The sequence below is a fragment of the Pantoea sp. CFCC18177 genome (assembly GCF_059412425.1).
The window spans coordinates 109342-132046 of record NZ_JBNBPL010000003.1 but is presented as its reverse complement, the minus strand read 5'-3'; the positions used below and the strand labels follow the sequence as shown (position 1 = coordinate 132046).

General features: G+C 55.7%; 24 protein-coding genes and 3 tRNA genes. 25 read left to right on the top strand and 2 right to left on the bottom strand.

Going from position 1 to position 22705, the window contains the following annotated elements; all coding sequences use genetic code 11:
• Positions 1–14 precede the first annotated feature (14 nt).
• The 4 genes from pgsA (at position 15) to ACPUC8_RS04725 (ending at position 1126) form a co-directional block, all read left to right on the top strand.
• Entirely contained in the window at positions 15–563 is a 549-nt protein-coding gene (gene pgsA, locus ACPUC8_RS04740; RefSeq protein WP_039328924.1) for a CDP-diacylglycerol--glycerol-3-phosphate 3-phosphatidyltransferase, read from the top strand.
• A gap of 274 nt (positions 564–837) precedes the next feature.
• A tRNA-Gly gene (locus tag ACPUC8_RS04735) sits at positions 838–913 on the top strand.
• Between the two features lie 42 nt (positions 914–955).
• A tRNA-Cys gene (locus ACPUC8_RS04730) sits at positions 956–1029 on the top strand.
• A gap of 11 nt (positions 1030–1040) precedes the next feature.
• Positions 1041–1126: transfer RNA gene (locus tag ACPUC8_RS04725), tRNA-Leu, on the top strand.
• Between the two features lie 133 nt (positions 1127–1259).
• Here the strand turns inward: ACPUC8_RS04725 and ACPUC8_RS04720 are convergent.
• On the bottom strand, positions 1260–2756 hold the full coding sequence (locus ACPUC8_RS04720) for a SulP family inorganic anion transporter (RefSeq protein ID WP_494925671.1): 1497 nt from the start codon (positions 2754–2756) through the stop codon (positions 1260–1262).
• A 154-nt stretch (positions 2757–2910) separates the two neighbouring features.
• Positions 2911–3168 (bottom strand): biofilm/acid-resistance regulator YmgB/AriR, encoded by a 258-nt coding sequence (locus tag ACPUC8_RS04715; RefSeq protein WP_058969394.1) that lies wholly within the window; start codon positions 3166–3168, stop codon positions 2911–2913.
• 485 nt (positions 3169–3653) lie between these two features.
• On the opposite strand from ACPUC8_RS04715, the gene ACPUC8_RS04710 reads away from it, so the two are divergent.
• The 21 genes from ACPUC8_RS04710 to ACPUC8_RS04610 all read left to right on the top strand — a co-directional run bounded on the left by ACPUC8_RS04710 (position 3654) and on the right by ACPUC8_RS04610 (position 22455).
• Complete coding sequence (locus ACPUC8_RS04710; RefSeq protein ID WP_058969396.1) at positions 3654–4085, top strand: MarR family winged helix-turn-helix transcriptional regulator; 432 nt, start codon at positions 3654–3656, stop codon at positions 4083–4085.
• Between the two features lie 2 nt (positions 4086–4087).
• Entirely contained in the window at positions 4088–5767 is a 1680-nt protein-coding gene (locus tag ACPUC8_RS04705; protein ID WP_494925670.1) for an MFS transporter, read from the top strand.
• Positions 5764–6852 (top strand): HlyD family secretion protein, encoded by a 1089-nt coding sequence (locus ACPUC8_RS04700; RefSeq protein WP_494925669.1) that lies wholly within the window; start codon positions 5764–5766, stop codon positions 6850–6852. Before ACPUC8_RS04705 ends, ACPUC8_RS04700 begins: the two co-directional genes overlap by 4 nt.
• The gene (locus ACPUC8_RS04695; protein ID WP_039328917.1) at positions 6849–8219 is read left to right on the top strand and encodes an efflux transporter outer membrane subunit; all 1371 of its coding nucleotides are present in this window, start codon (positions 6849–6851) and stop codon (positions 8217–8219) included. Before ACPUC8_RS04700 ends, ACPUC8_RS04695 begins: the two co-directional genes overlap by 4 nt.
• A gap of 231 nt (positions 8220–8450) precedes the next feature.
• Positions 8451–8843 carry a hypothetical protein gene (locus ACPUC8_RS04690; RefSeq protein WP_418903602.1) on the top strand — a complete coding sequence of 131 codons (393 nt, stop codon included), beginning with the start codon at positions 8451–8453 and terminating at the stop codon, positions 8841–8843.
• Between the two features lie 197 nt (positions 8844–9040).
• A complete protein-coding gene (locus tag ACPUC8_RS04685; protein WP_494925668.1) occupies positions 9041–9772 on the top strand; it encodes a beta-ketoacyl synthase chain length factor in 732 nt (243 codons plus the stop codon).
• Complete coding sequence (locus tag ACPUC8_RS04680; RefSeq protein WP_494925667.1) at positions 9762–10562, top strand: lysophospholipid acyltransferase family protein; 801 nt, start codon at positions 9762–9764, stop codon at positions 10560–10562. The genes ACPUC8_RS04685 and ACPUC8_RS04680 overlap by 11 nt, the downstream gene beginning before the upstream one ends.
• Positions 10563–10565: 3 nt before the next feature.
• Positions 10566–10823 carry a phosphopantetheine-binding protein gene (locus tag ACPUC8_RS04675; RefSeq protein WP_034820252.1) on the top strand — a complete coding sequence of 86 codons (258 nt, stop codon included), beginning with the start codon at positions 10566–10568 and terminating at the stop codon, positions 10821–10823.
• A gap of 11 nt (positions 10824–10834) precedes the next feature.
• A complete protein-coding gene (locus tag ACPUC8_RS04670) occupies positions 10835–11089 on the top strand; it encodes an acyl carrier protein (RefSeq protein ID WP_058974197.1) in 255 nt (84 codons plus the stop codon).
• Positions 11089–11649 carry a COG4648 family protein gene (locus ACPUC8_RS04665; protein ID WP_039328910.1) on the top strand — a complete coding sequence of 187 codons (561 nt, stop codon included), beginning with the start codon at positions 11089–11091 and terminating at the stop codon, positions 11647–11649. The genes ACPUC8_RS04670 and ACPUC8_RS04665 overlap by 1 nt, the downstream gene beginning before the upstream one ends.
• On the top strand, positions 11646–12974 hold the full coding sequence (locus tag ACPUC8_RS04660) for an AMP-binding protein (RefSeq protein WP_494925666.1): 1329 nt from the start codon (positions 11646–11648) through the stop codon (positions 12972–12974). The genes ACPUC8_RS04665 and ACPUC8_RS04660 overlap by 4 nt, the downstream gene beginning before the upstream one ends.
• Positions 12961–13308, top strand: coding sequence for an ApeI family dehydratase (locus ACPUC8_RS04655; protein ID WP_494925665.1), 348 nt, complete (start codon positions 12961–12963; stop codon positions 13306–13308). Before ACPUC8_RS04660 ends, ACPUC8_RS04655 begins: the two co-directional genes overlap by 14 nt.
• Entirely contained in the window at positions 13302–14996 is a 1695-nt protein-coding gene (locus tag ACPUC8_RS04650; RefSeq protein WP_494925664.1) for a glycosyltransferase family 2 protein, read from the top strand. Before ACPUC8_RS04655 ends, ACPUC8_RS04650 begins: the two co-directional genes overlap by 7 nt.
• On the top strand, positions 14989–15405 hold the full coding sequence (locus tag ACPUC8_RS04645) for an acyl-CoA thioesterase (protein ID WP_039328903.1): 417 nt from the start codon (positions 14989–14991) through the stop codon (positions 15403–15405). The genes ACPUC8_RS04650 and ACPUC8_RS04645 overlap by 8 nt, the downstream gene beginning before the upstream one ends.
• Positions 15402–16013 carry an outer membrane lipoprotein carrier protein LolA gene (locus ACPUC8_RS04640; protein ID WP_494925663.1) on the top strand — a complete coding sequence of 204 codons (612 nt, stop codon included), beginning with the start codon at positions 15402–15404 and terminating at the stop codon, positions 16011–16013. Before ACPUC8_RS04645 ends, ACPUC8_RS04640 begins: the two co-directional genes overlap by 4 nt.
• A complete protein-coding gene (locus tag ACPUC8_RS04635) occupies positions 15979–18300 on the top strand; it encodes an MMPL family transporter (RefSeq protein ID WP_494925662.1) in 2322 nt (773 codons plus the stop codon). The genes ACPUC8_RS04640 and ACPUC8_RS04635 overlap by 35 nt, the downstream gene beginning before the upstream one ends.
• Positions 18297–18872, top strand: a complete 576-nt coding sequence (locus ACPUC8_RS04630; RefSeq protein WP_494925661.1) for a DUF3261 domain-containing protein — start codon at positions 18297–18299, stop codon at positions 18870–18872. The genes ACPUC8_RS04635 and ACPUC8_RS04630 overlap by 4 nt, the downstream gene beginning before the upstream one ends.
• Positions 18869–20026 carry a beta-ketoacyl-[acyl-carrier-protein] synthase family protein gene (locus tag ACPUC8_RS04625; RefSeq protein WP_494925660.1) on the top strand — a complete coding sequence of 386 codons (1158 nt, stop codon included), beginning with the start codon at positions 18869–18871 and terminating at the stop codon, positions 20024–20026. The genes ACPUC8_RS04630 and ACPUC8_RS04625 overlap by 4 nt, the downstream gene beginning before the upstream one ends.
• Positions 20019–20495: a hotdog family protein gene (locus ACPUC8_RS04620; RefSeq protein ID WP_494925659.1), complete on the top strand. Its 477-nt coding sequence runs from the start codon at positions 20019–20021 to the stop codon at positions 20493–20495. Before ACPUC8_RS04625 ends, ACPUC8_RS04620 begins: the two co-directional genes overlap by 8 nt.
• Complete coding sequence (locus tag ACPUC8_RS04615) at positions 20492–21223, top strand: 3-ketoacyl-ACP reductase FabG2 (RefSeq protein WP_039328894.1); 732 nt, start codon at positions 20492–20494, stop codon at positions 21221–21223. Before ACPUC8_RS04620 ends, ACPUC8_RS04615 begins: the two co-directional genes overlap by 4 nt.
• A complete protein-coding gene (locus ACPUC8_RS04610) occupies positions 21220–22455 on the top strand; it encodes a beta-ketoacyl-ACP synthase (protein WP_201023825.1) in 1236 nt (411 codons plus the stop codon). Before ACPUC8_RS04615 ends, ACPUC8_RS04610 begins: the two co-directional genes overlap by 4 nt.
• Positions 22456–22705: the final 250 nt, after the last annotated feature.

The following is a 22705-nucleotide window of genomic DNA, read 5'->3' as shown; positions in this document are numbered from 1 at the left end:
ACAGTTACTGGCATATGCAATTTAACATTCCGACGTGTCTTACCCTGTTTCGAGTTGTACTGATTCCTTTCTTCGTGCTGGCATTCTATCTGCCATTTCACTGGGCGCCTTTTGTCACCGCGCTGATATTTGTGATTGCCGCGATAACTGACTGGTTTGATGGCTTCCTTGCTCGTCGCTGGAAGCAGACCACGCGTTTTGGCGCGTTCCTTGACCCTGTCGCTGATAAAGTGATGGTGGCGATTGCTCTGGTGCTGGTGGCGGAACATTTTCACGCCTGGTGGATTACCTTACCTGCTGCCACCATGATTGCGCGTGAAATCATTATCTCTGCCTTACGTGAGTGGATGGCGGAGATTGGTAAACGCAGCAGCGTTGCCGTGTCATGGATTGGTAAAGTCAAAACCACTGCGCAGATGTTCTCACTGTTTGTCCTGTTATGGCGCCCGGATGCCACTGTAGTCGGCGTCGGTGTGGTGGCGTTGTATATCGCAGCGGTGCTGACCTTCTGGTCAATGTTCCAGTATTTGAGCGCAGCACGCGGCGATTTGCTCGATAGCTGATCGATACGATTCAAAAAGCAGCAAACGGACGCACTGCGTGGATAATTCTGTTGACTCATTGCGTCAGATAAGTAGAATGCATCGCATCGAACGGCAGCGAGTCTGCAAGAAGCTGAGTGAAATCAGTAAGTTCGGTAAGGAACGAAGTACAGAATCGAGTATTTCAGTTTGCAGCAAGGCGGCAATTGAGCGAGTACCATGGAGCTTACATCAGTAAGTGACTTGGTTGAGTGAAAGCAGCCAACGCAGTTAGCGACTCAAATACGAAGATTATGCGGGAATAGCTCAGTTGGTAGAGCACGACCTTGCCAAGGTCGGGGTCGCGAGTTCGAGTCTCGTTTCCCGCTCCAAATTTAGTGACCTGTTTTTAACGGGTGACATATCAGAATAAAGGCGCGTTGGCAGAGTGGCCATGCAACGGATTGCAAATCCGTCTACCTCGGTTCGACTCCGGGACGCGCCTCCAATTTACACCCTGCCCGGGTGGTGAAATCGGTAGACACAAGGGATTTAAAATCCCTCGGCTTATGGCTGTGCGGGTTCAAGTCCCGCCCCGGGCACCATATTTAGCTAGACCTAAAACCAAATAAAATCAAAGCAATATGCAGTAATGTCGTGACCGCCTAAGGGCGGTTTTTTTGTTTTTGTCGTGTCCAATATATCAATAGGGGAGGCCCTCAGGCCTCCCTAAAAAACTTATCCCAGATTGCCACTCAATCGATCGCGGAAATCGCTGCTGCGGTTATCTAATCCAATAAACTGTACCGCTGCGCCGTGACGCTGATAGCGATGCTCAATCGCATCGAGTGCCGCGACGCTCGACGCATCCCAGATTTGCGCATGAGTCAGGTCAATGGTGACGATTTTAGGGTCGTGACCGTAGTCGAAGTGTTCAAACAGATCGTTACTGCTGCCGAAGAACAGCGGTCCGCGCACGGTGTAATGCACCTGCTCACCGTCTTCACTCAACTTACGTTCAGCGTGGATAACGTGCGCGATGCGGCGTGCAAACAGCATCATGGCGAGAATGACACCAATCAGAACGCCCAGTGCCAGATTGCCTGTCCATACGGTGACGGCCACGGTGAGTACCATAACTGAGGTTTCGGACCACGGCATACGTTTGAGCGTTGCCGGTTGCAGACTATGCCAGTTCACTGTTTTGACAGCGACCACCATCATGATACCTGCCAGAACCACCATCGGGATCTGCGCCATAATGTGGCTCAAACCCGTGACCAGCAACAGCAGCACGATACCCGCTGCAATAGTAGATACTCGGGTACGCGCTTTGCCCAATTCCACGTTGACGATGGTCTGACCGATCATCGCACAGCCGGCAATGCCGCCATAGAATCCAGCAAGGATATTGCCCACGCCAAGAGCCCAGGATTCACGGCGTTTACCTGAAGGGGTATCCGTAATATCGTCAACCAGTTTCGCCGTGAGTAGCGACTCCATCAGACCAACAAAGGCAATACTTAGCGCTGTAGGCCAGACGATTTGTAGCGTTTGCAGATTAAAAGGGACTAACAACGTGGTAAAACCTGGAAGGCCCGCACTCATTGGCCCCTCATCGCCGACGTTGGGTACCCGATAACCCATCAGGAGCGCCACACCGGTGACCACCACAATCGCCACCAGCGGGGATGGAACGCTTTTCAGGATTTTTGGCAGTAACAGCACTATTGCCAGGGTGGCAGCAAACAGCACCCAAACCAATCCTGACTGCCCCCAAACGTGCGGGACTTGTGCAAAGAAAATTAATATTCCGAGCGCATTCACAAAGCCGATCATCACCGAGCGCGGAATATAGCGCATCATGCGGGATAATCTTGCCAGGCCGAAGATGATCTGGATAATGCCCCCCAGGATCACGGCCGGTAAGATGTACTCCACGCCGTGAACGTGCACCATCGGGCCAATGACCAGCGCTACCGAACCGGCTGCTGCGGTGACCATCGCCGGACGTCCGCCAAGAATGGAGAGCGTCAGGCAAAGTACGACCGAAGCGACCAGGCTCACTTTGGGGTCGACGCCGGCTATCACAGAAAAGGAGATGACTTCAGGAATCAGTGCCAGCGCGGTGATGACACCCGCCAGGCACTCTCGGGTCAGTAAAGCAGGCGAGCGTAGCACGCTGCCCACCGTGATATCGTTCACCGCTGGGGCGTGTTCAGTGGGTTGGCTCATAAATTTTGCAGGCTCTTTTATTATTTTGCGCATGCTGTCACGGCATGGCAGTAACCAGATGGAAATCAGACGAGGAAGATGTTAACTGGCAAAGCTGAAGGGTGCTAGTAAAAAGGGTAGGCAAACAAGTGTGATTCCGTCCCTGGAATCGATATTAAACCTGAATATCGTCTGGCGTTTTATTCACCACCAGTTCCAGTAAATGACGATAAATATCTAAGGTGATGACATCACTTTCCATTTCCAGACGCTGGATTAACGAAGCGATAATCGTCTTATTCGTCACCTGCATACCACATTGCAGGATTTCCGCAATAATTTGACCAAACACTTCCATCTCAACGCTGTCGCTGTTACCTGCAAGTTTAAAGTAGTCAGCGATGGCTTCGCTGCTGGTCGCAGTATTTTGCATGTGTGAAGCCCTTATGATCGGTCTGTTGGCAGAGATGCCTTCAGCTCCATGATGAAAAAATACGTGCGGACAGGCACGTATGACCCAAACTCATCAACCAACGCAAAAAAGACACCTCTGAAGGTGGAAATCCAATACACCTTCAGAGGCGACGCAATATGCATCATTCGTTACGGAGCCATTAGCTGGCTCACGGGAGGTAAAGTTATAAAATTTGATGTAACTTGTACAAGTGGTTTTTTGTGCATAACGTGCTAATCGTTAAAATACAATAAGTTAAATTGATGTCCGAGATTGAAAACTTATACAAAAAGGTTGTACAGCATCGATATCATCATCATGTTGTACAATAAAAAGGGGGAGCAGAGCGCAGGGGATGTGTGCAATTGACGGTGGCAATGTAAGCAAACTTTTCAATGGCACTCGGCTTTGCTTATAATAACGCACCCGTTTAGTTAGAAACCTAACCATTAGGCTACTACGTTTTGAGCGACTATCCACAACCTTTTTCTCGTTTATTACATCTCACTGCGCACGCATGGCGTCTGGCGGTGGATCGCCGCCTGAAAGAGAGCGGTCTGAGTATGAGCAGCTGGATGGCGATCGCCACCGTCGCTACCGCCAACGAACCGCCAACACAAAAAGCACTGGCACAACTGCTGGGCCTGGAAGAGGCGAGTGTGGTGCCTTTGGTCGATCGATTGGTCAAGCAGCAATTGCTGGCGCGCGTGCAGCCGAAAGAGGACCGTCGTAAACGTCTGCTGGTGCTGACAGAGCAAGGACGTGTGGCCTTTGCTGAGGTCAAAACACAGGCGGATGCCCTGCGCGCGCAGCTGCTGGCGGACATCGACCCTGACGCACTGGCGGTAACCGAAAAAGTGCTGCAACAACTGCTGGCTAAATTGGGAAGCAGCTAGTCGTGGCTAAACGCAATCCCTATGCCCAGCGAGAGTGGCTGCCGCATGAAAAACCGATGCTGCCGGGCTCACCTTCTACGCCAATCCATTCACCCTCAAAGCGGGTGGCATTTGGCATCATTGGACTGCTGATTTCCATTACCGGTGCACTCAGTAATGCACTGGTCACCGCCAACCTCACCAATCTGCAGGGCACATTTGGTGCTTACACCAATGAAATCGCCTGGCTGCCTGCGGTTTATGTGATGGGGAATATCTCCATCAACTTGCTGTTAGTGAAATTCCGCCAGCAGTTCGGGTTGCGTTTGTTCACCGAAGCCTTTCTGGTGCTGTACGTCATCGTGGCGTTCTTCCATATCCTGGCTAACGATCTTAGCTCGGCGATTATTGTGCGAACCGCACATGGTATGGTCGGCGCGGCACTCAGCTCGCTCGGCATTTATTACCAAATTCAGGCATGGCCAGCGAAACACCGGCTGAAAGCGCTGGTGATTGGTATCACTGCCTCACAGTTGGCCATCCCTTTGGCTCGCCTGTTTTCGACTGAACTATTGCAACTGGAAGAGTGGCGCGGTTTGTATCTGTTTGAACTCGGGCTGGCGTTGATTGCGCTGGGTTGCGTGCTGGTGGTGAAACTGCCGCCTGGCGATCGTATTAAAGCCTTTGAAAAGATGGATTTTGTCACCTTTATCCTGCTGGCTCCCGGTATGGCGTTGCTCTGTGGTGTACTGTCGCTCGGACGCATTGAATGGTGGTTTACCACCCCCTGGTTGGGCATCTCTCTGGCAATTTCTCTGGTGTTGATCGTCGCCGCCGTGGTGGTCGAGCACAACCGCGCCAATCCGCTGATCAATACCCGCTGGTTGAGTAACGGCATGATCGTCCGGCTCGGTATTGTCATGATCATGATGCGTATTGTGCTGGCCGAGCAGAACACCGGGGCGGTCGGCTTTCTGCAACAGCTTGGTTTGCTGAATGATCAGATGCGCGGTCTGGCGCTAGCCATTATCGCCGGGGTGATTTGTGGCATGGTGGCCAGTGCGCTGACGATCAAACCCACTCACCTTAGCTGGCCGATTGTCACGTCGCTGGTGGTGATGATTATCGCCTCGTACATGGATGCACAATCCAGCCCGCTGACGCGCGCCAATAATTTGTATATCAGTCAGTTTTTACTCGGTTTCAGCAGCGCATTCTTCCTTGCCCCGGCAATGTTACTAGGGATTGGTGGCGTGGTGACGCAGCCGAAGAACCTGGTGAGTTTTGTTGTACTGTTTGGTATGAGCCAAAATCTGGGCGGGCTGATTGGTGCAGCGATTCTGGGCACCTTCCAGACGTGGCGCGAGAAATATCACTCCAGCCTGTTGGGCGATCAGCTGTCACAGCTTGCACCGAATGTCACCGAGCGGCTGAGTCAATACAGCGCGCTGTTCAGCAGCCAACTTCCCGATAACGTTTTGCTCAGTGCGCAAAGCACCAGCCAGTTACAAACGGTCGCCACGCTGCAGGCCAACGTGCTGGCGTATAACGATACCTATTTACTTACCGCCGCCCTGGCGCTGATCACGCTGATATGGGTGTTGTGGCGACTTTCGCGGCTGCGTTTTATCAACTGGCGTCAGGCACGCCGTGATTTGACCGAGCAAAATCAGCAAGCTTTACATCATACGGAGAATTCATGAGCCAACAGGATGATCTTCAGGCTGCGGAACGCGAACGCGCCAACCGCCGACGTATCCTTTCCATCGCTTTCGGCAGCGGCATCGTCATTGTTGGCGTGCTGGTGATTTTGTATGCCTGGCAGCTGTGGCCGTTTACCAGCACCGTTCAATCAACGGAAAACGCCTACGTACGCGGTCAGGTCACCTTCATCAGCCCGCAGGTCAGCGGTTATCTCACCGATGTACAGGTGGTGGATTTGCAACCCGTCACCAAGGGACAACTGTTGATGACCATCGACGATCGAATCTATCGCCAGCGGGTGCATCAGGCACAGGCGCAGCTGGATATGAAAATTGCGGCGCAAAATAACAACCAACAGCAGCGTCGCAGCGCCGAGGCCACCATCCTCAGCAATAAAGCCGCTCTGGAAAATGCCAAAGCGCAGGCGTTGAAGAGCAGTCTCGATCTTAAACGCGTTGAGAATCTGGCGGCGGATGGATCATTGTCGGTACGCGAACGTGATGCAGCACGTGCGGCAAATGCGCAGGCTCAGGCGCAGTTGCGTCAGGCCGATGCCCAGGTGGCGGTATCGCAGCAAAGTTTGCAGACCGTGGTGGTGAACCGAGGCTCGCTGGAGGCGGATGTGGCAAGCGCCCAAGCTGCGCTGGAGTTAGCCAATATCGATCTCGCGAATACGCACATCATTGCTCCCGACAGTGGTCAGCTCGGACAGTTATCCGTGCGCAAAGGCACCTACGTGACGGCCGGTACGCGGTTAACCTCAGTAGTGCCTGATAACAAATGGGTAATTGCCAACCTTAAAGAGACGCAGCTGGCGCGGGTGCGACCTGGTTTGCCGGTGACGTTGCGTGTCGATGCGCTTGAAGGTAAGCGTTATGAGGGCCGTGTTGAGTATATTTCTCCGGCTGCGGGCTCTGAATTCAGTGCCATTTCACCCGATAATGCCACCGGTAACTTCGTGAAAATTGCGCAGCGTATTCCGGTACGTATCCGCATTCTCGGTGACACCCATGAGCTGCGTCCGGGGATGTCGGTGGAAGTGAGTATTGATACCGCTGCCGAGCCGCATAAGGACGCCCCATGAAGCGGGTAATGTTGGCGTCCATTATTGCGCTGATGGTAAGCGGTTGTGCCACTGAAGTCGAAAAAGCGCCGTCGTCATTACCGATCCCTGATAGCTGGCGGCAGCAGGTGGGGCCGTCAGCCGCGCCAGAAGCACAGTGGTGGCAAAGCTTTGGGGACGATAATCTTAATCGGCTGGTCAATCAGGCGTTGCAGCACAATAGCGATATCCTCACTGCGCGATCGCGAGTAGATCAATATCGCGCTCAGCTAAGGGCAGCACAGGGCGATAACTTCCCCACGTTGTCGGCGGGGGTAGCGGCAACCCATCAACGCGCCTTGTCGGCGGTGACAGGGCAGCCATATGAAAACGCCGTATTCCAGGGGCTGCTGCAGGCGAACTATGAGGTCGATCTGTGGGGCAGCCGCAGCAACAGTATTCGTGCCGCGCAGGCCTCGCTGGAGGCGCAGCGTGCCGCAGCCTCAGCCGCGGAACTCACTGTTGCCAGTTCGGTGGCATCGGGTTATCTGAGTCTGTGTGCGCTGGATGAGCAGTTGCGGGTGACCATCGCGACCCTGGCAACCCGTGAAAACTCGCTCAATTTGGCGCAGCGTCAGTTTGAAACCGGCTACACCTCGCGCCTGGAGTGGATGCAGGCGGCATCGGAATATCAGACCGCCAAAGCGCAAATCCCCCAGTTGCAGCATCAAATTGAGCAACAGGAGAACGCGCTGAGCGTGCTGGTGGGCATGAACCCACGTGAGATTGCCCGTAACAGCCAGTTTGACCATATCAAACCACAGACGCTGCCGTCGTTACTGCCGTCTCAGCTCCTTAATCGCCGCCCGGATATCGTACAGGCTCAGCGCCAGCTGATCGCCGCCGATGCCTCACTGGCCTCAGCACAGGCCGATTTGTTACCGTCGCTGAATCTCACGGCCAGCGGCACGCTGCAAAGCTATCAACTTCATGAGCTACTGGATAACCCGTTCCGCCTGTGGAGCATTGGCGGCAGTATTCTGGCGCCGCTGCTCAACCGTGAAGCGCTGACGGCGCAGGTCGATGTGGCGATGGCCACGCGTAATCAGGCACTTTACGGCTACGAAAAGGTGGTGCGAAGTGCCTTCTCCGAGGTGGATACCGCCATTGATGCCATTCGTCGCAGCCAGGAGCAACTGGTTGAGTTGCAGAAGCAGGAAGGCTATGTATCTGAAGCGTATCGTATTGCACGGAACCGTTATCAGAATGGTTACGCCTCTTACCTGGATGAGCTGGATGCGCAACGCACGCTGTTCAGCACGCAGTTGAACATTGTCTCAGTGAAAAATACGCTGCTGCTGGCGCAAATCGATCTTTATCGTGCCTTGGGCGGCGGTTGGCGAGGTTAAATTTCATGCCGCAACCCCATTTTGCGGCATTTTTTTCGCTGTAAAGCGACCAAATTCAGCTTTTCCCGTGGTATGAGACCGTTCTTAAGTTATTCGTGCTTTTTTTTACTTGTCTTTACATATAGTGGTATTATTTGCGCGCTTTACAAAGTCTGAACGGAATTGTGCATGTAGGTTTACCTGCACGGTCGCCGCCATGTGCGACTTGCTATGACAAGGGAAAAAAAGGAAATGATGAATAAAAAAGCTGTTTTCGCATTAGTCATTACCGCCGCGCTGATGAGCGGTTGCGCACCACGTACTGCGCCGATTCAAAATGTGAGTCAGACTGTGGGTCAGAGCTACTCCGATAGCCAGATGCAGCGTGCGATTGTGGAAGCAGGAGCGGCCAACCACTGGGTGATTTCCCCAGCGGGACCTGGCGTGATGAACGGCCAGCTGGCAGAGCGTGGTCATACTGCTGATATTCGTATCACCTACACTGCCAACAGCTATCGTATTGATTATGTCAGCAGTACCAACCTGAAAGCAGGCAGCGGCCAGATTCATCGCAATTACAACCGTTGGATTCAAAACCTGAACCAGGGTATTCAGACACGTCTCGCCGTTCAGGCAGTAAAATAAGCACCATGCATCACGGCTAACACATTGTTGTAAAGTTAGCCGCTATGCTGCCGAAATAGAAAACAGGCGGGCCAGGTGCCCGCCTTGTTAATCGGCGACATCCGCATGAGACGGATGACGGGAATAGAAAGCAAGCAGGGAAGGGATGCCGCACAGCGAAATCTGAACATCCCCGAGGCTGAAGAAAGAATACAGGTATGAAACTCGCTTACACCTTGGTTGACTGGCACGCGATAGCGCCGGGACACAGCACTGCTGACGACTGGCAGCGTTGGGCCGGGCATGCACCGATGCTGGACGCCACACAACCCATCGCGAAACCGCAATTTTTACCAATGATGACGGCGCGCCGCCTCAGCGCGGGCAGCCGTGCGGCAGTGGAGTGCGGCCTGGCACTGCTGGCACGTCAATCGGTTGATGCCATTGTCTTCACCAGCCGCCACGGTGAGTTAGAGCGCAATCTGCGGATTCTCACCGCGCTGGCTGAGCAACAGGCGCTGTCACCGACAGATTTCGCCATGTCAGTGCACAACTCGGCGGTTGGCAGCCTCACCATTGCTGCTCGTCAGCCACTGGTGTCGACCTCAATTTCCGCCGGTATCGACAGTTTCCAGCAGGGATTAGTCGAGGTAACCGCACTGCATCAGGCAGGATATCAGCAGGTATTGCTGGTGGATTTTGAAGGCGTGGTGCCGGACTACTATCGTCCCTGGCTGCCGGAAATCGACCTGTTTAATGCGCCCTATGCAGTGGCGCTGCTGCTGAGTGCCGGAACCGGCTGGCGCTGCGAAAGCCAGGCGTCGAAGCCTGCAGCCTCCTCATTACCGCAAAGTTTACAGTTCCTGCACGCCATGCTGCAGGGTAGCGATCGCGTCACTATCCCGGGCGAACGCCATTACTGGAATTGGGAGCGCGATAATGGCGGATAACGCTCTGTCTCAGCATCGTCGTGCTGGCTTCAATTACTATTGGCGGCTGGTGATGACCGCCGTCAGTTTCACGCTGTTCAGTGTGGGCGGCTTATTGCTCTCGGTCACCTGGTTCAATCTACTGCTGTTACTCCAGCGCGATGGCTTACGTCGCCGGCAAATTGCCCGTAGCAGCATCGCCTGGAGCTTCCGCTGCTTCCTGCGCTTTTGCCGCTTTGTCGGGGTTTACGATTACCAGATTATTGGGGCGGAGTTGCTGCGCAAGGATCGAGGATGCCTGATTGTGGCTAATCATCCCTCATTGATTGATTACGTGATGATTGCCTCGGTACTGCCAGAAATGGATTGTCTGGTCAAAGCTGAGTTACAGCGCAATGTCTTTTTTCGCGGCGTCATCAAGTCCGCAGATTACTTAATTAATAGCGAAGCCGACACGCTACTGCCAGACAGCCAACTGCGCCTGGCGCGGGGTGACACTATCCTGATTTTCCCTGAAGGCACGCGCACGCGCTACGGCGAGCCGCTAAAGTTGCAACGCGGTGCCGCCAATATTGCGGTGCGAGCGGGATGCGATCTGCGCGTGGTACATATTAGCTGCACACAGCGTATGCTCGATAAACAGAGCCGCTGGTATCAGATTCCGCTGGTTAAACCCCTTTTTACTGTACGCGTACAATCGCGTATTGATAGCCATGCCTTTCGTGAAGCCGATGAGGATGCGCAGCCGCTGGCCGCACGTCGCCTGACGCGTCACCTGCAACAGGCGCTGGTCCCTGAAGAGACGACGTAAGTTATGCAAGCACTGATTGACGATATCAAACTGATGATTATCGACACGCTGAATCTGGAAGATATCAGCCCGGACGATATTGAAACCGATGCGCCACTGTTTGGTGAAGGGTTGGGCCTCGATTCGATCGATGCGCTGGAGCTAGGACTGGCGGTGAAAAATCGCTTTGGCGTTCAGCTTTCAGCCGAGAGCGAAACGCTACGCGCGCACTTTTTTTCCGTGGCCACGCTGGCCGCGTTTGTTGAACAACAGCAAGCCTGAGAACAGTCAAAATGATGAACAAAGACGAAATTTACCAGGAAGTGGCTTCGCTGCTGACCTCGCTGTTTGAAATTGATGCCGATGATATTCGCCCGGACGCGCGTCTGTATGAAGACCTCGAGCTCGACAGCATTGATGCGGTCGACATGGTGGTCCATCTGCAAAAACGCACGGGACGCAAAATCAAACCTGAAGCGTTTCGCGCCGTGCGTACCGTGCAGGATGTGGTGGACGCGGTTGACCAACTGATGCACAACGAAGCCTGATGCCTTTACTCCTGCGCCTGCTCAATGCAATGGCGCTGCTGGCCTGGCCATTTCTGGTATGGCTGGCGATCACGCATCCACAATGGCGTGGGGTGATAGTGGTGCTGGCGCTGGTTTTTGGCTGGCGCATCTGGAGTTTGCGCCATGCGCAAGGGGCGATGGGCCGCGTTATGCTGCTGTTGGCGCTGGTGGGATCGCTGTTGTGCCTTGCCAGCCTGCTGCTGCGCAGTCAGCACTTGCTGCTGTGGTATCCGGTGGTGGTGAACGGCTTGATGCTGCTGCTGTTCGGGGGCTCCCTGTGGAGCCCGATGCCGCTAGTGGAGCGCTTAGCGCGGCTACGCGAGCCCGAATTGCCACCGCGAGCGGTGCGTTATACCCGCCAGGTGACGCAGGTGTGGTGCGTTTTTTTTATCTTCAATGGCAGCGTGGCTCTGGTCACCTGCCTGCTCAATGATGTCACGCTATGGACACTCTGGAATGGGTGCATCAGCTATCTGCTGATGGGGTCGTTGATGGGCGGCGAATGGCTGCTGCGTCAGCGTTTGAGGAACAAGGCATGAAGGTTCTGAGTATCCGCGACTGGTTGGCTGCGACTGATCGCGTGGTGGCCTGGCAAGGCCAGCAACAGCACTGGCTATCAGAGATGCGCCAGCAGGTGCAGGCGCTCGCGGAAAAACTACGCAGCCAACCCGGTCAACACTGGGCGTTGTGCTTCGACAATAGCTACCACTTCACGGCGGCGCTGCTAGCCGTGTGGTACGCCGGTAAGACGCCGGTGATCCCCGGACATTGCCGCACGGCACAACTCGAAGAGATGGCCGAGCACCTTGACGGTGTGATCAGCGATATGCCGCTGACGCTGTCAATGCCGCATCTCCGCTGGGACGGTGCGCTGGCGCTGGGTGAGCTGCCTGCGATAGCGGATGACGCAACCCTGGTCCTCTTCACGTCGGGGTCGACGGGCACACCGCGCCGCGTGGTGAAATCACTGCGTGCGTTGGATCTTGAGGCGCACTGGCTTGCTCACCTGTGGGGCCAGCGTTTACAGCAGTGCCACGTGATCGCATCAGTCAGCCATCAACACCTGTATGGCCTGACATTTCGTATTGTGCTGCCGATGGCGCTGAGTTTGCCGCTTGCGGCGCAGCAGATCTTCTACGGTGAGCAGTTGGCCGATCAGCGCAGCGATCGCCGCTATGCCTTTATCAGCAGCCCGGCTTTTCTGCGCCGTCTCGATCCTTCGCTCACTGCCCCGCAATGTGCATTGGTGGTGTCAGCCGGTGGGGCGCTGCCCTGGTCTGCTGCCCAGCAGGCTGAAAGTGCTCTGCACTGTGCTGTGGATGAAATCTACGGCAGCACTGAAACCGGTGTGATTGGCTGGCGCTGTGCCAATGTTGAACACGCGGCGTGGCAGTGTTTCCCCCTCGTCACCCTCTGCGAGCAACAGGCCGGGCACTGGCGAGTCTATTCTCCCTTGCTGGAAACCGATGAGGGCTGGCCGCTGGATGACCGCATTGTGCAGCAGCCATCGGGTGCATTTCAGCTGGCGGGCCGTCAGGATCGCGTGGTGAAGATTGAAGATAAGCGTGTGTCACTGAGCGAAATTGAACGCCGCTTGCTGGCGTTGCCTGGGGTAACAGATGCAGCGGCGCTAGCGATTCATCGCCATGGTCGCCATGCGATTGGCGTAGTATTGGCACTGTCAGAAACGCTGGATGCCACGGCATTATCGCTGCGAAAAAAACAGTGGCGAAGCGAATTGCAACCCTGGCTGGAGCCGGTTGCCATGCCGCGCTACTGGCGCGTCGTCACCACCATTCCGGTGACGGCGCAAAGCAAACGTGCGTGGCCACAAATTGAGGAGTTGTTTGATGTTGCCGGTTGAACTCAACGCCCAGCAGCAGGGTGCGATGCTGACGTTACGCCTACATGCTAAAGCGGATCTGTTTTGGTTCCGCGGCCACTTTCCCACGTTACCCATTTTGCCCGGTGTGGCGCAGCTCGACTGGGTTTTGCACTACGGCTTAACCCGATTGGCGCCTGGTAAAGCCTTTGCCTCAATTGACAATATCAAGTTCCAACAGCCGGTACCACCGGATGCCGAACTGGAATTACAACTCAACTGGCAGGAAGAGAAATCGCTGCTCAGCTTCAGCTATAGCCTGATTCGTCAGGATGGCGCCGACATCGCCAGCAGTGGGAAGATTCGCCTGTGTTGAGTGCTGCGTTCATGCCCTGCGTGCTGATTCCCTGCTACAACCACGGTGCCATGCTGGCATCGGTACTGGCTCGTCTCGCACCTTTTAATCTGCCGGTGATCATTGTGGATGATGGCAGCGATGTGCAGACCAAACAGCAGATCGCTGCCCTGAATGCACCGCAGCTGGATATCCTCACATTGCCAACCAATCAGGGCAAAGGGGCGGCGGTGATCGCCGGCCTGCGCAGAGCCGCAGCGGCAGGATACAGCCATGCGCTGCAACTCGATGCGGATGGTCAGCATCAGGTTGAAGATACGCCACGCATGCTGGCGGAAGCGCAGTTATATCCTGACAGCCTGATTTCAGGCCAGCCGATTTACGATGCCTCGATCCCCAAATCGCGCTTGTATGGCCGCTATATCACCCATTTTTGGGTGTGGGTCGAGACGCTGTCGTTCTCGTTAAAGGACAGCATGTGTGGCTTTCGCGTGTACCCGCTGCAGCCTTCGCTAAAGCTGTGCAATCGCCATCCGATCGGGCAGCGCATGGATTTCGATACTGAAATCATGGTGCGATTGTACTGGCAAGGTACGCCAAGTCGGTTTATCAGCACGCGCGTAACCTATCCAGAAAGTGGCCTGTCACACTTCGACGCGTTACATGACAATCTGCGCATCTCATGGATGCACACCCGTCTGTTTTTTGGCATGTTACCGCGCATCCCGCAGCTGCTGCGCCGCCGTCAGCAAACGCAACACTGGTCTGCCACGCCGGAACGTCGCGGTCAACATGGGCTGCGCTTTATGCTGTGGCTGTATCGTCGTGCCGGGCGTCTGCCATTTGTGCTGCTGCTGTGGCCGGTGGTGGCGGTTTACTGGCTGAGCGGTCGCAAAGCACGCGCCGCATCCCAGCAATGGCTGAAACAGGTGCAAGCAGAAGCCAGCAGGCAGCAAACCGCCTTGCCAGGACCGCTCACCAGCTATCATCACTTTTTGCGCTTTGGTTACAGCATGCTGGATAAAGTCGCCAGCTGGCGTGGTGATGTGCAATGGGGACGTGATATTGATTTTGCGCCGGGTGCCGAAGCGGTGATCCGTGCAGCCGACGGCCAGGGGCATTTGATTCTGGCCTCGCATCTTGGTGATATCGAAGCCTGCCGCGCCATGGCGAAGCAGGTCAGTGGCCTGGTGATTAACGCGCTGGTGTTTACCGACAACGCCCAGCGTTTTCGCGAGGTGCTGGAAAGCATTGCCCCTCAGGCGGGGGTGAATTTGATGCCGGTGACGGATATTGGCCCGGACACGGCGATCCTGTTGCAACAGAAGTTAGATGCCGGTGAGTGGGTGGCGATTGTTGGTGACCGCACGGCCGTCCATCGCCAGCGCGGCGGAGAACGTCGTGTAGTGTGGAGTGAGTTTATGGGCCGTCCGGCGCCGTTTCCACAAGGCCCGTTTGTTCTGGCTGCTGCACTGCGTTGCCCGGTGTTGCTGATGTTTGCCTTGCGTGAGCAAGGGACCTTGCGCGTGCACTGTGAACCCTTTGCCAATCCGTTAGTGCTGCCACGCGCCCAGCGCCAGCAGGCACTGCAGGCAGCGGTGGATCGCTATGCCGAACGATTACAACAGCATGCGCTGATGGCGCCGCTGGACTGGTTTAACTTTTACGATTTCTGGACCTTACCAGAGGAGGAGAGCCGCGATGAGTGAACGCACCTGGCGCGCTGAAGTGGCATTAACCGTGTCGTTCCATGATTGCGACCCAATGGGCGTGGTGTGGCACGGCAACTATTTCCGCTTCTTCGAAGTGGCACGGGAAGCCTTGCTGCGCAGCATCAACTACAGCTATGGCGAGATGACCGCCAGCGGTTTCGTCTGGCCGGTAGTGGATACGCGGGTGAAATATCGCCAACCGCTGCGTTGTGAAGAGGTCATCCGCGTCGAAGCCAGCATCACGGAATATGAAAACCGCCTGCGCATCGATTATGTGATCCGTAACGCTGCCGGGCAGGTCACCACCAAAGCGCATACCTTGCAGGTGGCGGTGGATGCCGCGAGCCAGGAGATGAGTTTTGTTTCACCGGATATTTTGTTTGAGCGCCTGGGGGTGAAGCCGTGATCAGAGCTTTTTGTCTGTTATTGATCCTGACCACCGCCAGTGCCCATGCGGTGACGCTCGATCAGCTCCAGCAGCGGTTTGCCAGCCAACCGGTGATCCGCGCCAACTTTGAGCAGGTGCGCACCATTGCTGGCATGTCCCAGCCGCTGGTATCGCGTGGTCAGTTGATCATTGCCCAGCAACAGGGATTGTGGTGGCATCAGGCCACGCCCTTTGCCATGACATTGGTGCTGGATGACAAACGTATGGTGCAGAGCATGAGTGGCCAGCCGCCACAGGTGATTACGGCCGACAGCAATCCACAAATGTTCCAGTTCAACCACCTGTTACGCGCGCTGTTCCAGGCGGATGAAAAAGTGCTGCGTGAAAACTTTGACCTCGATTTCCATGACCGTGGCAACAACAGCTGGCAGCTCAGCCTGACACCCAAAGCGGCGCCGCTGAATAAAATCTTTAACCGTATCGATCTGCAGGGCGCGGCGTTTCTCAATGGGATCACGCTGGATGATAAGCAGGGCGACAAAACCGTCATCACCCTGAGCGATACCCGCACCGAACCGCAACAACTGACTGATGAAGAGCGAGCGCGTTTTGCCCCAGCGCAGTGAGAAAATTTCCGCGCTACTGTGGCTGAGCGTGTGTCTGGCACTCGCCGTGGCGCTGGCGGTGCTGTTACCGCGTAGCCAGTTGAACAGCAGTGTACTGGCCTTGTTGCCTCAGCAAAATCTCGGGCAGGCTCCGGCTGAGATTCAGCAGGGCTTTATGCAGCGCCTTGACCGCCAACTGGTGTGGCTGGTCAGTGCTAAAGCGCAAGACGGTGATGCAGTGGCGGCATGGTGGCAAGGCCAGTTGCAGGCATTGCCGATGCTCAGGCAGGTGAGCGGTGCGCTGGATGATGACCAGATGCAACGTTGGGGCGCGTATGCGTTTCAGCATCGCAATGGATTAATTGACCCCCTGACTCGCACGCGCTTGCAAAACGGCGGTGGTGCGCAAGCTGACTGGATTTTGGCGCAGCTGTTTTCGGCCTTTGCCGGTGTAGGCAGCAAAGAGATCCACAACGATCCCCTGTTGCTGGTGCGCGGTGCGCAGCTGGCGCTGCAACAAAACGCCAGCAAAATGGTGCTGCATAACGGCTGGTTAACGGTGAATGATGCCGAGCCGCGCCGCTGGTATTTCCTGCACGGTGAGCTGGGCAGCAACGCATTCAGCATTCAGCAAAGTCATCAGCTGGTGATGGCGTTGAATCAGTTAGAGCAGCAGTTGAAAACCCGCTGGCCGGATGCGCAAGTGTTAACACGCGGCACGGTATTGTTCAGTGATGACGCCAGCCAACGCGCCCAGCACGATGTGGAAACCCTTGGCAGCGTCACGCTGGGAGGGTTACTGGTGCTGGTTTGGCTGGTGTTCAGGTCGCTGCGACCGCTGGCGCTGTGTGCGCTGTCGGTGGCGATAGGCGCCATGGCGGGAACCGTACTGACCTTGATCTGTTTTGGTGAGCTGCATCTCACTACGCTGGTGATGAGCCTCAGTATTGTCGGTATCTCTGCCGATTATACGCTGTACTACCTGACTGAGCGGATGGTGCATGGCGAGCAGTCCTCGCCGTGGCAAAGTTTGCACAAAGTCCGCGCGACGCTATTGCTGGCGCTCGGTACCACCGCCATCGCGTGGTTGTTGATGTTATTAGCGCCATTCCCTGGCTTGCGTCAGCTGGCGGTGTTCGCCGCCAGCGGATTGAGCGCATCTTGCCTGACGGTGATCTGTTTTTATCCTTGGCTGGTGCGAGGGCTTCCAGTGCGTCCGATCCCGGCCATGGTGTGGCTGGCGCGCTGGTTAGCCGCCTGGCGTCGTAATAATTTACTGAAATTTGGTTTGCCGCTGCTGGTGGCCGTTTATGCCATTAGCGGTATGGTCCAGCTACGCATCGATGATGATATTGCCCATTTACAGAGTGCTCCCGCCAGATTACTGGCCCAGGACCGCCATCTGGCGCAACTGACCGGCCAGCAGGCGGATCAAACCTGGTTTGTCGTCTGGGGGGAGAATGAGCAGCAGGCGTTGCAGCGCTTAAGTGCGCTGGCGCCCAAATTACAACAGGCGCAGCAGCAGGGCTGGTTAGCAGGCTACCGTGTTTTGCCGCTGAACTCCCTGAAGCAGCAACAACATGATATGCAACTGTTGCAACAGGCGACGCCCACTATCCTTGAACGCTTAAAGCAGGCGGGGATCACCGCAGCCAATGCTGATCTTAAAGCTATGCCAGTAAAAGCCAGTGACTGGTTGGCGAGCCCGCTCAGTGAAGGCTGGCGTTTACTGTGGTTGTCGTTGCCCGATGGGCGCAGCAGCGTACTGGTCCCGGTGAACGGGGTGAAAAACAGTCTGGCGCTGCAAGAGTTGGCGACACAGCAGCCCGGTGTGAGTTGGGTCGATCGTAAGGCCAGTTATGATGAATTGTTCCGTTTCTGGCGCACCTTGTTGAGTGGGTTACTGGCACTGGCGCTGTTACTGATCACGGTCAGTTACACCGTGCGTCTCGGTTTGCAGGCGGGTTTACGCAGTGCTTTGCCGTCATGGTTATCACTGGCGGCGGCACTGGCCACGCTGGGCTGGATCGGTGCCAGCCTGAACTTGTTTGCACTGCTGGCGCTGATCCTGGTGCTCGGGATTGGGATTAATTACACGCTGTTCTTCAGTAACCCGCGCGGGACGCCGCTGACATCGATGCTGGCCGTGACGCTGGCGATGATGACCACGCTGCTCACGTTGGGCATGCTGGTGTTCAGTAGCACGGCGGCAATCAGTGGCTTTGGTACGGTACTGTGCAGCGGGATTTTTTGTGCATTTTTGCTGGCGCCGATGGCGTTGGCTCCGGGGAAAAGGAAGCAACGATGAAAACGGGTGCCTTATTGCTGGTGTTCAGCCTGCTGTTGAGTGGCTGTGCCCAACAGGATAGCCAATCGAACCGGCCCACTGCATGGCTGAAACCGGGGGTGCGTGTCACTTTGCCTGCTCCGGGGATTTCGCCGGCTTTTCAGCAGCAACAATTGTTGACCGGTCACGCGAAAGGGAAAACCCAGTCTCTGCTGGTGTTGCTGAATGCGGATGCACAGCAGATTAGCCTGGCGGGTTTGTCATCGCTGGGTATTCGCCTGTTCCGCGTGACCTATGATAAAACCGGCATTCATACGCAAAAGATGATGGCGCTGCCAGAAATGCCCCCCGCCAGCCAGGTATTGGCGGATGTGATGCTCAGCCACTGGCCGATCAGTGCCTGGCAGCCGCAGTTGCCGCCGGGTTGGCAACTGGTGGACAGCGGCGATCGTCGCGAACTGCGCGATCCTGCTGGTCAGGTCGTGACACTGATTCGTTATCTGCAACGCGGGAACGTGCGCGAGCCGATTAGCATCGATCAACGCGCCTTCGGTTATCAAATCCAAATCCAGCATCTGGATGCTTCTTCATGATGTATATTTCAGCGTTCGGCATGGTGAATGCGCTGGGCAACAGCCTCGCGGAAATTGCTACCCAGCTCACCTTAGGGTGCGCGCCAGGCATGCAGCCGCGAGAAGGGTGGTTGCAGCACGGCAAAGGCTGCTGGCTGGGGGAAGTGCAGGGCACGTTGCCAGCGATCCCCACTGAACTGGCGGCGCATAACACCCGCAATAACCAACTGTTGCTGGCGGCACTGGATCAGATGCGCCCAACGGTGGAGGCGGCGATTGCGCAGTTTGGCCGTGAGCGGGTTGCCATTGTACTCGGCACCAGCACCTCCGGTGTGGATGAGGGCGATCGTCAGCGAGATACGGGTTTACCCGGTTACGACTATCGTATGCAGGAGTTGGGCGATCCTTCACGCTTTCTCGCGCACTATCTCGACCTGGAAGGTCCGGCTTATACCATTTCAACCGCCTGTTCCTCCAGCGCACGTGCGCTGATCAGCGGCCAACGTCTGATCGATGCCGGTCTGGCCGATGTGGCGCTGGTTGGCGGCGCGGATTCACTCAGTCGTATGCCCATCAATGGCTTTGCCAGTCTGGATTCGTTATCGGAACATCACTGTGCACCGTTCAGCGCCGAGCGTGACGGGATCTCGATAGGCGAAGCCGCTGCGCTGTTATTGCTGACGCGTGAACCCCAGCCGCTGGCGCTGCTCGGTGCGGGCGAATCATCGGATGCCTGGCATATGTCAGCACCTCATCCGGAAGGGGTGGGTGCTGAGCGCGCGATGCAGATGGCGTTGCAGCAGGCCGGATTGCAGCCGCAGGATATTGGTTACATTAATCTGCATGGCACCGCGACACCGCTGAACGATCAGGTGGAGGCCGGGGTGATACATCGATTGTTTGGCGATGGTGTGCCCTGCAGTTCGACCAAACATCTTACCGGCCACACTCTGGGCGCAGCAGGTGCTACAGAAGCAGCGCTGGCGGCGCTAATTTTGCAGAACAACTTGCCGTTACCGGCGCAGGATTTTAGCGCGAGCACGTTGGATAGTAGCTTGCCCGCGTGTGGATTACTGACGTCGCCACAACCGCTGTTGCGTCCGATGATTGCGTCAAACTCTTTTGCTTTTGGTGGGAACAATACCTGCCTGATTGTAGGAAAGCCCCATGACTGATTTTCTGCCGGTGAGCCATTATCTGCCGCACCGGGCACCGATGTTGTTACTGGACCGCGTGATTCTGGTCAGCGAAGACAGCGTGGTGTGTGAAGTCACTCTCAATCACTCAGGTGTGCTGGCTCCGTTTCTCAACCCGCAAGGCGAATTACCCGCGTGGTTTGGCGTTGAAATCATGGCGCAAACGGTAGGCGTCTGGTCAGGATTTCATGTGCACCAGCGCGGCGACACTGAGATTCGTCCAGGCATGCTGCTGGGTGGACGCGGTTATCGTGCGACGTCACCGAGTTTTGCAGCGAACAGCACCTTACGTGTTGAGATGCACCTGTTGATGCGTGATGACAAACTCGGCAGTTTTGAAGGCGAAATCCGTTGTAATGACGTAGTGATCGCCAGTGGCCGTCTGAATACCTATCAGCCGGATGAACAAGAATTAACCCAATTAGCACAACAAGGAACTCAGCCATGACACGCAGCGTATTAGTGACCGGTGCCAGTAAAGGGATTGGCCGCGCCATCGCACTGCGTCTGGCGCAGGATGGATTTGAGGTGGTGGTTCACTATCATCGTGATGAGCAGGGCGCAGAACAGACACTGGCGTTGATGGCCGCAGCAGGCGGCAGCGGGCGTAAACTGCAGTTCGATGTCGCACAACGCGATGCCACACGAACCGCCATCGAACAGGATATCGAGGCTCACGGCGCTTATTATGGCGTGGTCAATAACGCGGGAATCACGCGTGACGGCGCCTTCCCGGCGTTAACAGAAGATGAGTGGGACAGCGTGATTCACACCAACCTCGACAGCTTCTATAACGTGATTCATCCGTGCGTGATGCCAATGATTGGCCTGCGCAAAGGCGGCCGTATCATAACCTTGTCATCGGTGTCTGGCCTGATGGGGAATCGTGGGCAAGTCAATTACAGTGCTGCAAAAGCAGGCATTATCGGTGCCACTAAGGCGCTGGCTATCGAACTGGCTAAACGCAAAATCACCGTGAACTGTATCGCGCCGGGTTTAATCGACACCGGCATGACCGATCTTGAACCGCTGGTGATCGATGAAGCGCTGAAAATGATCCCGATGAAGCGGATGGGGGCAGCGGAAGAGGTGGCCGGACTCGCCAGCTACCTGATGTCAGATATCGCGGGCTACGTGACACGCCAGGTGATTTCAATCAACGGAGGTATGCTGTGATTCAGCGTGTAGTGGTAACCGGCATGGGGGGCGTCACCGCCTTTGGCGAAAACTGGCCAGCCGTGGCGGCTCGTTTGAAACAGGGTCAAAATGCAGTGCGTAAAATGCCTGAATGGCAGATTTATGACGGGCTGCATACACTGCTCGGCGCACCAGTGGATAACTTCGAGCTGCCTGCGCACTACACACGAAAACGCATTCGCGCCATGGGTCGTGTGTCACTGATGGCCACCCGTGCCACTGAACTGGCGTTAGAACACGCGGGATTGATAGACCACCCGGTGCTGACCAACGGTGAAACCGGCATTGCTTATGGTTCGTCAACCGGCAGTACCGGACCGGTGAGCGAATTCGCCACCATGTTGACCGAAAAGCATACCAACAACATTACCGGCACCACCTATGTGCAGATGATGCCACACACCACCGCCGTCAATGCCGGACTGTTTTTTGGCCTGCGCGGCCGCGTCATCCCCACATCAAGCGCTTGTACGTCAGGTAGCCAGGCAATTGGCTATGCATGGGAAGCGATTCGTCACGGTTATCAGACGGTGATGGTGGCGGGCGGAGCCGAAGAGCTGTGTCCATCTGAAGCGGCGGTGTTTGATACGCTGTTTGCCACCAGCCAACGCAACGATGCTCCCCAGACCTCTCCTGCGCCGTTTGACCAGCAGCGCGATGGTTTAGTGATTGGTGAAGGTGCGGGCACCTTGATACTCGAATCACTGGAGCATGCGCAAGCGCGCGGTGCGACGATTTATGCCGAGCTGGTGGGTTTCCACACCAACTGCGATGCGGCACATATCACCCAACCACAGCGTGAAACCATGCAGATCTGTATCGAGCGGGCATTGAAGAGCGCAGGCGTGACGGCGGATCAGATTGGTTATATTAACGCGCACGGTACCGCTACCGATCGCGGCGATATCGCTGAGAGCCAAGCCACGGCAGCGATTTTCGGCAACAGCACGCCGATTTCGTCATTGAAAAGCTACTTTGGGCATACCCTGGGCGCCTGTGGTGCACTTGAAGCCTGGATGAGCATTGAGATGATGCGTGAAGGCTGGTTTGCACCCACGCTGAATTTGACCCAGCCCGCTGCAGAGTGCGGCGATCTGGATTACATCATCGGCGAACCGCGTCATCTTGAAACCGATTATATCCAGTCCAACAATTTCGCGTTTGGCGGCATCAATACGTCATTGGTGTTTAAACGCTGGCGCGATGCCTGATACACCTTTGCGTCACGGCTTCATTCACCGAAGCCGTGACTATTTCATTTTTATCCGGCCTCAAATCCCTACTTAAAATGCGTGAAAATGGCTGAATTGATACGCTATCTCCGCAATCTTTACCCTTTCTTAACGCTTCTCCCTGCCAGACCACTCCTGACTAAGAAAGTTCAGCGATTTTTCTTGCTTTCCTTTTAGCAGAACGCATAATCGCAAACCGCAATAATAATGATTATCACTTTACTTCTTA

What these genes read in the sequence shown, in the direction of transcription:
- pgsA (WP_039328924.1), top strand. Translation starts at nt 15, where the DNA reads ATGCAATTTAACATTCCGACGTGTCTTACCCTGTTTCGAGTTGTACTG.
- ACPUC8_RS04720 (WP_494925671.1), bottom strand. Translation starts at nt 2,756, where the DNA reads ATGAGCCAACCCACTGAACACGCCCCAGCGGTGAACGATATCACGGTG.
- ACPUC8_RS04715 (WP_058969394.1), bottom strand. Translation starts at nt 3,168, where the DNA reads ATGCAAAATACTGCGACCAGCAGCGAAGCCATCGCTGACTACTTTAAA.
- ACPUC8_RS04700 (WP_494925669.1), top strand. Translation starts at nt 5,764, where the DNA reads ATGAGCCAACAGGATGATCTTCAGGCTGCGGAACGCGAACGCGCCAAC.
- ACPUC8_RS04695 (WP_039328917.1), top strand. Translation starts at nt 6,849, where the DNA reads ATGAAGCGGGTAATGTTGGCGTCCATTATTGCGCTGATGGTAAGCGGT.
- ACPUC8_RS04690 (WP_418903602.1), top strand. Translation starts at nt 8,451, where the DNA reads ATGATGAATAAAAAAGCTGTTTTCGCATTAGTCATTACCGCCGCGCTG.
- ACPUC8_RS04685 (WP_494925668.1), top strand. Translation starts at nt 9,041, where the DNA reads ATGAAACTCGCTTACACCTTGGTTGACTGGCACGCGATAGCGCCGGGA.
- ACPUC8_RS04680 (WP_494925667.1), top strand. Translation starts at nt 9,762, where the DNA reads ATGGCGGATAACGCTCTGTCTCAGCATCGTCGTGCTGGCTTCAATTAC.
- ACPUC8_RS04675 (WP_034820252.1), top strand. Translation starts at nt 10,566, where the DNA reads ATGCAAGCACTGATTGACGATATCAAACTGATGATTATCGACACGCTG.
- ACPUC8_RS04670 (WP_058974197.1), top strand. Translation starts at nt 10,835, where the DNA reads ATGATGAACAAAGACGAAATTTACCAGGAAGTGGCTTCGCTGCTGACC.
- ACPUC8_RS04665 (WP_039328910.1), top strand. Translation starts at nt 11,089, where the DNA reads ATGCCTTTACTCCTGCGCCTGCTCAATGCAATGGCGCTGCTGGCCTGG.
- ACPUC8_RS04660 (WP_494925666.1), top strand. Translation starts at nt 11,646, where the DNA reads ATGAAGGTTCTGAGTATCCGCGACTGGTTGGCTGCGACTGATCGCGTG.
- ACPUC8_RS04655 (WP_494925665.1), top strand. Translation starts at nt 12,961, where the DNA reads ATGTTGCCGGTTGAACTCAACGCCCAGCAGCAGGGTGCGATGCTGACG.
- ACPUC8_RS04645 (WP_039328903.1), top strand. Translation starts at nt 14,989, where the DNA reads ATGAGTGAACGCACCTGGCGCGCTGAAGTGGCATTAACCGTGTCGTTC.
- ACPUC8_RS04635 (WP_494925662.1), top strand. Translation starts at nt 15,979, where the DNA reads ATGAAGAGCGAGCGCGTTTTGCCCCAGCGCAGTGAGAAAATTTCCGCG.
- ACPUC8_RS04630 (WP_494925661.1), top strand. Translation starts at nt 18,297, where the DNA reads ATGAAAACGGGTGCCTTATTGCTGGTGTTCAGCCTGCTGTTGAGTGGC.
- ACPUC8_RS04625 (WP_494925660.1), top strand. Translation starts at nt 18,869, where the DNA reads ATGATGTATATTTCAGCGTTCGGCATGGTGAATGCGCTGGGCAACAGC.
- ACPUC8_RS04620 (WP_494925659.1), top strand. Translation starts at nt 20,019, where the DNA reads ATGACTGATTTTCTGCCGGTGAGCCATTATCTGCCGCACCGGGCACCG.
- ACPUC8_RS04615 (WP_039328894.1), top strand. Translation starts at nt 20,492, where the DNA reads ATGACACGCAGCGTATTAGTGACCGGTGCCAGTAAAGGGATTGGCCGC.